This window comes from Dactylosporangium sp. NPDC049742, from assembly GCF_040674675.1.
GTDB classification, from domain to species: domain Bacteria; phylum Actinomycetota; class Actinomycetes; order Mycobacteriales; family Micromonosporaceae; genus Dactylosporangium; species Dactylosporangium maewongense.
Genome location: NZ_JBFANF010000027.1, coordinates 82,692 through 92,696, shown reverse-complemented (window position 1 = coordinate 92,696; position 10,005 = coordinate 82,692). Strand labels below are relative to the sequence as shown.

Annotated in this window: 7 protein-coding genes; 3 read left to right on the top strand and 4 right to left on the bottom strand. The window is 74.3% G+C overall.

Features of this window, described 5'->3' with window-relative positions; translation table 11 throughout:
* Positions 1 to 17 precede the first annotated feature (17 nt).
* Entirely contained in the window at positions 18 to 737 is a 720-nt protein-coding gene (locus AB0J72_RS29765) for a peptidylprolyl isomerase (RefSeq protein WP_363404250.1), read from the top strand.
* A gap of 9 nt (positions 738 to 746) precedes the next feature.
* Positions 747 to 1,130, top strand: a complete 384-nt coding sequence (locus tag AB0J72_RS29760) for a VOC family protein (protein WP_363404248.1) — start codon at positions 747 to 749, stop codon at positions 1,128 to 1,130.
* A 378-nt stretch (positions 1,131 to 1,508) separates the two neighbouring features.
* On the opposite strand, the gene zwf is transcribed toward AB0J72_RS29760, so the two are convergent.
* Positions 1,509 to 3,029 carry a glucose-6-phosphate dehydrogenase gene (gene zwf, locus AB0J72_RS29755; protein ID WP_363404246.1) on the bottom strand — a complete coding sequence of 507 codons (1,521 nt, stop codon included), beginning with the start codon at positions 3,027 to 3,029 and terminating at the stop codon, positions 1,509 to 1,511.
* Positions 3,030 to 3,327: 298 nt separating this feature from the next.
* Between zwf and AB0J72_RS29750 the strand changes: the two genes are divergently transcribed.
* On the top strand, positions 3,328 to 3,786 hold the full coding sequence (locus AB0J72_RS29750) for a hypothetical protein (protein WP_363404244.1): 459 nt from the start codon (positions 3,328 to 3,330) through the stop codon (positions 3,784 to 3,786).
* A 79-nt stretch (positions 3,787 to 3,865) separates the two neighbouring features.
* Here the strand turns inward: AB0J72_RS29750 and AB0J72_RS29745 are convergent, their stop codons facing one another.
* From AB0J72_RS29745 to AB0J72_RS29735, 3 genes are all read right to left on the bottom strand, one after another.
* Complete coding sequence (locus AB0J72_RS29745) at positions 3,866 to 4,762, bottom strand: acyl-CoA desaturase (RefSeq protein WP_363404374.1); 897 nt, start codon at positions 4,760 to 4,762, stop codon at positions 3,866 to 3,868.
* Positions 4,763 to 4,859: 97 nt separating this feature from the next.
* Positions 4,860 to 6,206 carry an FAD-binding oxidoreductase gene (locus AB0J72_RS29740; protein WP_363404242.1) on the bottom strand — a complete coding sequence of 449 codons (1,347 nt, stop codon included), beginning with the start codon at positions 6,204 to 6,206 and terminating at the stop codon, positions 4,860 to 4,862.
* A 58-nt stretch (positions 6,207 to 6,264) separates the two neighbouring features.
* Positions 6,265 to 9,987, bottom strand: coding sequence for a BTAD domain-containing putative transcriptional regulator (locus AB0J72_RS29735; protein ID WP_363404240.1), 3,723 nt, complete (start codon positions 9,985 to 9,987; stop codon positions 6,265 to 6,267).
* Positions 9,988 to 10,005 lie beyond the last annotated feature (18 nt).

Genomic DNA, 10,005 nt, shown 5'->3' with positions numbered 1-10,005 from the left:
AAGATTCCCAATCTTCGATGGAGGACAACGTGGTCCGGATCCGTGCCGTCGTGGTCATGCTCGCGGTGGCGGCGTTCGCCGTCGCACCCACACCCGCCTCGGCCGCCGCTCCCGGCGGACCGACGACCGGGCCGTGCGCGTACACCCCGACACCCGACGACCCGGCGGTCCGGCCGGTGCCGCTGCCCCGCGACCCGCGGCACACGCCGTCGCACGGCACGGTGACCGTCACGCTCTTCACCAACCTGGGCCTGATCCCGCTGACCCTGGACCGGGCGCAGGCGCCGTGCACCGTGCAGAGCTTCCTGCACCTGACCCGGCACGGCTTCTACAACCGCACGATCTGCCACCGGCTGACGACGTACCCGACGCTGAAGGTCCTGCAGTGCGGCGACCCGTCCGGCACCGGCGAGGGCGGCCCGGGCTACAAGTACAAGGACGAGCTGCCGACCGACCTGCCGCCGGCCCCGACCGACCCGACCGGCGCCCGCAAGGTGTACGCCCGCGGCGTGCTCGCCATGGCCAACGCCGGCCCCGACACCAACGGCAGCCAGTTCTTCCTCGTGTTCGCCGACTCGGCGCTGCGCCCCAACTACACGATCTTCGGCAGCGTCCGTCCGCTCGGCCTGCACACCCTGGACCGGATCGCCGCGGGCGGCGTCGCCCCCACCGACGAGGACCCGGCCCCGGTCGACGGCGCCCCGGCCCTGCGTACCTCGATCCTCCTGGCGGCGTAGATTCCCGCTGTGGCTCACTACAGCAGGCTGTACACCATCGTCCTGGACGTGCCCGCGTCCGACGAGGACACGACCGTCACGTTCTGGCGGGGCGCGCTCGGCGCCCCGCTGGAGCGCGTCGGCAAGTACCCCGACTTCCACGGCGCCCGCATCCCGGGCCACGACCTGGTCCTGCTGACCCAGCGCCTCGGCGAGGGCACCCCCCGGGTCCACCTGGACTTCCACACCGACGACCTGGAAGCCGAGGTCGCCCGCCTGGAGTCCCTGGGCGCGACCCGCCTCGACCGCCACGACCGCTGGTGGACCATGCGCGACCCCGCCGGCATCACCTTCTGCGTCGTAGTCGACCCCCCAGGCACCCTCAACCCCACCAACGCCACCGAATGGCCCTGACGGACTCACCCCGTTTCCGTGATCCGGAAGACTTATTGCTGCTGTAGCGACCATAAGTCTTCCGGATCATGAGAAACCCCCACCCCCGCCACCGCGAAAGGGAAAGGTGCGCGCCGACACCACCACGGCCCGCCACCCCTGACCCCGTTTCCGTGATCCGGAAGACTTATTGCTGCTGTAGCGACCAAAAGTCTTCCGGATCATGAGAAACCCCCACCCCGGCCACCGCGGAGGGCGGGCACGGGATGGGCGCGGATGCGCGATCCGGCCGCGCGGAGCGCTGGCTGTGCGAGCGCAGCGAGCATTGGGGGTCCGGGGTGAGAATCCCCCGGCGGGCCCCGCCGCGGCAGCGGTGGGGAGGCGAGCTATAGCCGAAGGCTAAGGGCGGGAAACAGTGTTGCGCCAGGCGCGCCCGCTGCGTTCGATGAGGCGGTTGGCTTCGGTGGGGCCCCAGGAGGCGGCCTCGTACGTCGGGATCGGGCCGGTGTCCTCGGACCAGCGCTCCAGGATCGGGTCGACGATGCGCCAGCACTGCTCGACCTCGTCGGAGCGGATGAAGAGGGTCGTGTCGCCGATGAGGGCGTCGAGCAGGAGCCGCTCGTAGGCCTCCGGGGACTCCTCGCGGAAGGTCTTGTCGTAGGAGAAGTCCATGCTCGCCGAGCGGACGCGGAACGAGTGGCCCGGGACCTTGGCACCGAAGCGCAGGGCGATGCCCTCGTCGGGCTGGATGCGCAGGATGAGGGCGTCGGGCTGGAGCTCGGTCAGCTGCCGGTTGGGGATCGGCAGGTGCGGCGGGCGCTGGAACTGCAGGGCGACCTCGGTGACCCGGCTCGGCAGGCGCTTGCCGGTGCGGACGTAGAACGGCACGCCGGCCCAGCGCCAGTTGTCGACGTCCAGGCGCAGCGCGGCGAAGGTCTCGGTGCGTGACAGCGGGTCGACGCCGGGCTCCTCGCGGTAGCCGGCCATCAGCTCCTCGCGGGAGCCGCCGCGCGTGTACTGGCCGCGGACCGCGATGTCGTCGATGGCCCGACCGCTGGGCAGGCGGATGGCCTGCAGCAGCTTCACCTTCTCGTTGCGGACCGCCTCGGCGCTGAACGACGCGGGCGGCTCCATCAGCGCGAGCGCGAGGACCTGCAGCACGTGGTTCTGCACGATGTCGCGCATCGCGCCGGCGTGCTCGTAGAAGCTGCCGCGGGTGCCGACGCCGAGCGTCTCCGCGACGGTGATCTGCACGTGGTCGACCCAGGTGCGGTCCCAGATCGGCTGGAAGATGGCGTTGGCGAAGCGCAGCGCGAGCACGTTCTGGACGGTGTCCTTGCCCAGGTAGTGGTCGATGCGGAAGACCTGCGACTCGTCGAACGCGGCGTGCACCGTGGTGTCGAGCTGCTTCGCGCTGGCCTCGTTGTGCCCGTACGGCTTCTCGATGACCAGCCGGGCGAACGACCCTTCGCGGGCCCGGTGCAGGCCGGCGCCGGCGAGGCCGTTGATGACGAGCGGGAACGCCTCGGCGGGCGTCGACAGGTAGAAGATCCGGTTGCCGGCGGTGCCCCGGTCGCGGTCGAGGTCGTCGAGCACGGTGGCGAGCCGCTTGTAGGTCTCCGGGTCGTCGTAGCCGCCGGCGATGTACCGCACGGCGCCGTTGAGCTGCGGCATGCCGGACAGGCCGCGGTCGCCGAGCACGGCATGGATGAACTGGTCGTCGTCCATCGGCGTCCGGGCGACGCCGACCACGGCAAACTGCCCGGTGAGCCGGTTGTGCCTGGCGAGGCTCTCGATCGCGGGGATCAGCTTGCGCCGGGTGAGGTCACCCGAGGCGCCGAAGATGACGACGGTCGCCGGTGGGGCGTGCCGGTCGTCGGACTCCTGCGGGATGGTGACGTGCTCACTGTCGCTCAGCATGGATGCGCGCCTCTCCTCGGACTGCCGCCGTGACACTACGAGTCAACCGCCGCGCACAGCAACGATTCCAGAACGTGACCGGCGTCTCGCGAATCCCACCCTACGGCCCTACAAGCGTTTGCATGACCCTCGATCGCTGCCGGGCGTCCCACCCACCGGGACCCAGGACCCTCATCGAACACAGGAACAACAGTGGGCACCACCCAGCCGGTCGGCTGGTTACGGGCCGCCCCGGCAGGTACCTTAGGGTAGCCAAGAGCATTCGGAGAGTAGTCGTGTCGCAGGACGGGGATGCGCGATGTCGATCACACCGGTAGCAGCCACCACCACCGGTCTCACCGCGACCCAGGTGCAACAGAACCGCCAGATCGATCTGGTCGACCAACAGCGCCTGGAGGACCAGCGGACCCAGGACCGGGCGCAGGAGCAGCGGCTGCAGGACCAGCGCCTGGAGGACCAGCGCAGGATCGACGACCAGCAGGCGGTGCGCCAGGATCTGGTGCGCCAGGACCAGCGCCGCGCCGACGACCTCCAGCAGGCCCGCGACGACCAGTACCGGATCGAGCAGCAGCGGCTGCAGGACGACCGCCGGCTCGAGGACCAGCAGCGGATCCAGGACCAGCTGCGGCTGGAGGACCAGCTGCGGCAGCGGGCGGAGGACGCCCGCCTGCAGTTCGAGCGGACCAACGACGCCACGCAGCGCCTGACGACCCAGACCAACGGCATGTTCAGCGGCCGGGTCGACGTCTACCTCTAGAGACGTCCACCTCTACAGACGTTCACCTGTACAGACGTCCACCTGTACAGACGTCCACCTGCGACCAGGTGGCCGGCGGCTACCTGGCGACGGCGAGGCGGGCCAGGCGCTCCGCGGAGGGCCAGCGCACGTCCCACGCCCACCCGGCCCGCTCGAAGAGCCGGATCAGCGCCGCCGACACGTCGATCTGCCCGGGCAGCACGCCGTGCCGGGCGCTGGTCGGGTCGGCGTGGTGCAGGTTGTGCCACGACTCGCCCATGCTGAGGATCGCGAGCGGCCAGAAGTTCGCCGACCGGTCCCGCGCCGCGAACGGCCGCTCGCCGATCATGTGGCAGACCGAGTTCACCGACCAGGTGACGTGGTGCAGCGCCGTGACGCGCACCAGGCCGGCCCAGAAGAACGCGGTCGCCGCGCCCCACCAGGTCCAGGTGGCCAGGCCGCCGATGACCGCCGGCAGGATCAGCGTGAGGATCGTCAGCGGGCCGAAGAGCCGGTGCACGAGCCGGATGTCGCGGTCGGCGAGCAGGTCGGGCGCGAAGCGCTGCTGGTTGGTAAGGCCGCGGTCGAGGACCCAGCCGAGGTGCGCGTGCCAGAAGCCGCGCACGAGCGCCGCCGGGCCGGTGCCGAAGAGCCACGGCGAGTGCGGGTCGCCTTCCTTGTCCGCGAACGCGTGGTGCCGGCGGTGGTCGGCGACCCAGTGCAGGATCGGCCCCTGCACCGCCATGCTGCCGGTGACCGCGAGGGCGATCCGCAGCCACCGGCGGGCCTTGAACGCGCCATGGGTGAAGTACCGGTGGAACCCGACCGTCGCCCCGAGGCACGTCACGGTGTAGAAGGTCACCGCGAGTGCGACGTCGAGCCAGGTGAGTCCCCAGCCCCAGGCGAACGGGACGGCGGCGACGAGCGCCAGGAACGGCACCGTCACGAACGCGTACACCGCCAACTGCGCGGGTAGCGGGCGCCTAGCGGCCAGCATCGGAAGTGCCACGGCCGCCAGGCTAGGCGGCCACGGTGACCGGCACGCCGCGCGAAGGATGCCAATCGACGACCGCCAGAATGCCGGTCGGCGACGGTCAGATGGCGTGGTTGGCGACGAACAGCCCGGACGGGTCCACGGCGGCCCTGATCGACCGCAGACGATCCCACGCGGCCGGCGGGTAGGCGGACTCGACCGAGGTCGGCTCCTCGGCGAAGTTCAGCAGCCGCGCGCCGGTCGACCACGGTGCCATCGCCGACACGACCCGTGCGGCGTCCCGCACGGCCGCCGCGCCGATCGCCGGCGTGGCCGCGATCCCGGCCGTGTACAGCGCGAACGACCCGTCCAGCGTCGGCAGCGCGCCGGCGCCCGGGGCGGGCCGAGCCAGCGCGCCGCCGAGGTGGCGCAGCTCGGCGGCGACGAGCAGGGACGTCCCGGAGTCCGGGCCGGCGACCGCCAGCAGCGCGTCGACGGCGGCGGGCGGCAGGTCGCCGAGCAGCGCCGACCTCGACACCGTCGGCGTCGGGCCCTCCGGGTCCAGGTGCAGCCGGATCAGCGACGCGGCCGGCGCGTCGTCGAACGTGTCCAGCAACGGCCGCAACGCCCGCAGCGGGGCGACCGTGGAAGGGCCGGCGGGGCCGAGCACGGCACCGTCGATCACGACCAGCCGGCGGCCCCGCAGGGCGGGCGGGACCTGCGGCATCGGCGGGACCCGCAGCAGCCGCAGCGCCGTCGTCGCCTCGTCGGGCGCGGTCGCGGCCCAGTCGAGCCACGCCGGCAGCACCCGCGCGGCCTCGCGCCAGTCCCAGGCGAGCAGCCCCGCGTACGCGGTCCGGACCGGGAACAGGTCGAACTCGACGGCGGTGACCGCGCCGAAGTTGCCGCCGCCGCCGCGCAGCGCCCAGAACAGGTCCGCCTCGGTGGTGGCGTCGGCCCGCACCAGGGTGCCTTCGGCCGTGACCAGTTCGGCGGCGGTGACCGCGTTCGACTGCAGGCCGAGCGCGCGGGCGTACCAGCCGAGGCCGCCGCCGAGGGTGTAGCCGGCGACCCCCACGTCGGGCGACGAGCCGTGCAGCGCGGCGAGCCCGTGCGGCGCGGCCTGCTCGACCACGTCGATCCACAGCGCGCCGGCCTCGGCCCGGGCGGTGCGGCCGGTGATGGTGACGCCCGTCATCGCGGACGTGCGCAGCAGGACCACGTCGTCGAGCGGGCCGAGGGCGGCCGCGCTGTGGCCGGTGCTCTGCACCGCGACCCGCAGCCCGGCGGCGGCCGAGGCGCGGACGACCGAGGCGACCTCGTCGGCGTCGGCCGGGTACGCGACGGCGGCGGGCCGCTGGTCGACCGTGACGTTCCACGGGGTCCGCGCCGTGTCGTACCCCGGGTCGCCCGGGAGGTGCACCGCGCCGCCGCACAGGCCGCGCAGTGAGTTCGCAACAGTGGTCATGGCGTACACCCTGCGGCCGCGCCCTTGGAGCGAACTTGCGGCAGACCTGAGACCTGCGTCAGACGTGCGCGCGCAGCTCCGCGAGGGTCGTGACGCCCAGCTTGCGGCGGATCGCGGCGAGCGTGTCGCTGACGGTGTGCGGGGTCAGGAACAGCGCCTGCGCGATGTCACGGTCGTCGGCGCCGCCGACGGCGAGGGACGCGATGCGCCGCTCGCCGGTGGTCAGCGTCACGGACGGCTCCGCGGGCACGGTCTCGCCGAGGCCGGTGAGCGCGGCGGCGACGACGGCGCGCAGCGGGGCGGCGCCGCACTCCTCGGCGAGGCCGAGTGCCGCGCGCAGCGTCGCCGGGTCGCGGTCGAGCTCGCCGAGCGCGAACAGCGCCCGCGCGTGCTCGAGGCGCGCGTGCGTGCCGGCGAGCAGCTCGACGGCCGCCACCAGGTCCGCCCGGTCGCCCCGCAGCGCCCCGACGGCCCGCAGCGACCGCCCGACGCCCTGCGGCGCCCCCCACCGCCGCATGCCCGCCAGGTCCGCGGACACCAGTGAAAGCGCCTCGGCCGAGCGCCCGAGCGCGGCCAGGGCGGTGGCCCGCAGCGACCGCTCCTCGTACCACAGCGGGTTGCCGGGTGCCCCGACGTCGAGCAGCGCGAGCGCCGGCTCGAACGCCCCCTCGGCGATCAGCAGGGCCGCCTCGGCCTGCCGGAACAGCCGGATCCCGTCGCCGACCCGGGGCCGGCCGCGGTGCTCGTCGACGAACGCGCGGGCCTCGGCCAGCTCGCCCCGGTCGACGAGGGCCCGGACCAGGCACGCCTCGCCGTAGGAGATGCCGAGCGCGGGCGCGCCGCCCCAGCGCAGGCTCTGCTCGTTGGCCGCGATCAGCGAGGTGCAGGCCTCGGGCAGGTCGCCGCGCAGCCACTCCCGCCACCCGCGCCACAGGTGCGCGGCGAGCACGGTGAACAGCGACCCGCGGGTGTGCCCGAGCGTCAGCGCGTCGTCCCAGAGGGTGCCGGGGTCCTGGTCGGCGCCTTCCAGCACGACGCCCGCGATGACCCAGAAGAGTCCCGGGTCGCCGCGCATGAGGATGCCGTCGGCGAGCGCGAACCGGGCCAGCCGCACCGCCTCGTCCAGGTCCACCCCGCGGGCCATCAGCTCCCAGGCGCGGCACGCGGCGAGCATCCGCGCCCCGAGCCCGTCGCCGGAGATCACCGGCACCTCGGCGGGGAACGAGTCCGGGGCACCGCTGTACATGTATGCGGCGATGCGTTCCAGGGCCTGCATCCCCTGCCGCTCGTCGACGAACCCGGCCGCGAGGCGCGCCGACGCCCGCCGCGCGAACTCCGGCGCGTTCCCCTCGGGCCCGGCGAAGATCAGCGTGTGGATGAGCATCCGTGCCACCGCGGCGAACGTGACCGGGTCGGTGATCGGGTCGTCGTACGCGGCCCGCAGGTGCGCGATCGCCGCCGGACCGTCGTTGAGGGTCTCCACCTGCCCGAGCGCGAGCAGCACCGCCGGGCGCTGCGGCGGTGCGGGCGGCTCGGCCAGCGCCCGCCGCAGGTAGGTCGCGGCGCCCTCCGGCGCGCCCCGGTGCAGCGCCGTGTCGGCCGCGGCCCGCAGCACGTCGACGACCCACTGGTCGGCGCGCTCCGGGATCTGCAGCAGGTGCGCGGCGACCTGCTCCGGCGCCGCGGACAGCCCGCTGAGCACGCGGGCGGCCCGCTCGTGGTGCAGCTGCCGCTCGCCGGGCGGCAGGTCCTGGTAGACGGCGTCGCGGACGAGCGGGTGCACGAACCCGACCGGGTACTCGTGCCGCACCACCTCGGCCCGCGCGAGCGCCGCGACGGCCGCCGCGGCGGTGGGCTCGTCGACGCCGGCGAGCGCGGCGATCGTGGGCAGGCCCGCCCCGTCGCCGAGGACCGCGATGGCCCGGGCGACGGCGGTGCTGGCCGCCGGCATCCGCCGCAGCCGGATGAGCACCATGCTGGACACGGCCCGCGAGCCGATGGCCGTCACCGTGCCGGCGTGCGCGTCGGTGGGGCGCACGCCGTTGGCCTCCAGGGCTCGCAGCAGCTGGCGCAGCAGCAGCGGGTTGCCGGACGTGGTGCGGTGGCACGCGTCGACGAACCGCGGCTCGGCGCCGTCGCCCAGCCGCTGCCGCACGAGGTCCGCGACGCCGGCGGCGCTCAGCGGGCCGGGCCGCACCGGCGCGGCCGCCGGGTCCAGCTGCAGCTCGGCGAGCAGCGCCTCGTCGTCGTACTGCTCCCCGGTCCGCAGCGTCGCGACGAGCAGCACGGGCAGCCCGTCGAGGCGGCGCACCAGGTACGCGAGGAACCGCAGCGAACCGGTGTCGCACCACTGCAGGTCGTCGACGACGATGGTGACGGGCCTGGTCGCGGCGACGTTCGCGGTCAGCCAGTAGAGCCCGTGCAGCGCCGCGAACGTGTGGTCGCCGCGCTCGCCGTCCACCGCGAGGTCGAAGACGGACGCGGCGCTCGCGGCGGCGCCCGCCAGGAGCCGTTCCCGCTCGGCCGGGTCGGTGAGCAGCGCCTCGAACAGCTGCCGCACGACGCCGAAGCCGAACTCCTTCTCCAGCTGGCTGCCGCGCGCCGTCAGCGTGAGCGCCCCGTGCCCGTCGGCGATCCTGCGCGCCTCCGTGAGCAGCCGGCTCTTGCCGATCCCGGCCGGGCCCTCGATCATCGCCAGCCGCGGCACCCCACCGAAGGCGTCGGCCGCCGCCATCCGCAGCTCGGCCACCTCCGCGTCCCGGTCGACAAGGTGCTCGTCCGGCGTTTTCCGCGTCTGTACCGCCACCGGGTCGACCTTCGGCGCTGCGCGGACCGGACCCGTGGCCGGCGTACCCTCGCCCGCCGGGTCCTCTGTCACCGGATCGCTCGCGGGGTCCACCCCTGCCGGCGTGCCCTGGTTTGCCGGCGTGCCCTGGTTTGCCGGCGTGCTCTGGTTTGCCGGCGTACTCTGGCTTGCCGGCGTGGTCGGCGCGGCCGGGGCGTCGAGGGACTCCGACTGGGCGAGCACCTCGGCCTCCAGCGCGCGCAGCGCCGGCCCGGGGTCGACGCCGAGCTGCTCCGACAGCGTCTGCCTGGCCCTGCGGAGCGCGGCGAGCGCATCGCCCTGCCGGTGCGCGCGGTACAGCGCGAGGACCAGCAACCGCCAGCGCTGCTCCCGCAGCGGCTCCTCCGCGACGAGCGCCTCCAGCTCGGGCACCAGCAGCGCGCTGTCGCCCAGCGCCAGCCGCGCCGCGAGCAGCTGCTCCCGTGCCACCTCGCGCAGCTGGCGCAGCCGCGCCGCTTCCGCCTGCGCCCAGGTCTCGTCCGCGTACTCCGCGTAGGCCGGCCCGTGCCACAGCCGCAGCGCCGCCTCGAGCAGGTCCCGCTGCGCGGCCGGGTCCGCGGTGCCGAGCGCCTCGGTGACACCCCGGTCGAAGCGCCACGCGTCGACCGCCCCGGCGTCCAGGGTCAGCGCATAGCCGGGCGGCCGCGACACGATCACGTTCCCGCGCGCCCGGGCCGTCGCACCGGGCTCCAGCCGCCGGCGCAGGTGCGACACGTACGCCTGCAGCGCCCCGGCCGCGTTCGCCGGCGGCTGCCCGCCCCAGACGCGGTCGATGAGCCGGTCGGTGGGCACGATGTCGCCCCGGTTGACCACCAGCACCGCGAGCACCGCCCGCTGCCGCCGCCCCCCGAGGTCCACGACCTCCCCGTCGACCGTCGCGGTCATGTCTCCGAGCACACTGACCCACAGCCTGCCGGACAGCGGCGTGACCTGCACCGATCCTCCCCTGCCCGC

Bases quoted from the DNA above. Each gene is read 5' to 3' on its own strand.
- AB0J72_RS29745 (WP_363404374.1), bottom strand. From the start codon at position 4,762: ATGCTGGCCGCTAGGCGCCCGCTACCCGCGCAGTTGGCGGTGTACGCG.
- AB0J72_RS29750 (WP_363404244.1), top strand. From the start codon at position 3,328: ATGTCGATCACACCGGTAGCAGCCACCACCACCGGTCTCACCGCGACC.
- zwf (WP_363404246.1), bottom strand. From the start codon at position 3,029: ATGCTGAGCGACAGTGAGCACGTCACCATCCCGCAGGAGTCCGACGAC.
- AB0J72_RS29740 (WP_363404242.1), bottom strand. From the start codon at position 6,206: ATGACCACTGTTGCGAACTCACTGCGCGGCCTGTGCGGCGGCGCGGTG.
- AB0J72_RS29765 (WP_363404250.1), top strand. From the start codon at position 18: ATGGAGGACAACGTGGTCCGGATCCGTGCCGTCGTGGTCATGCTCGCG.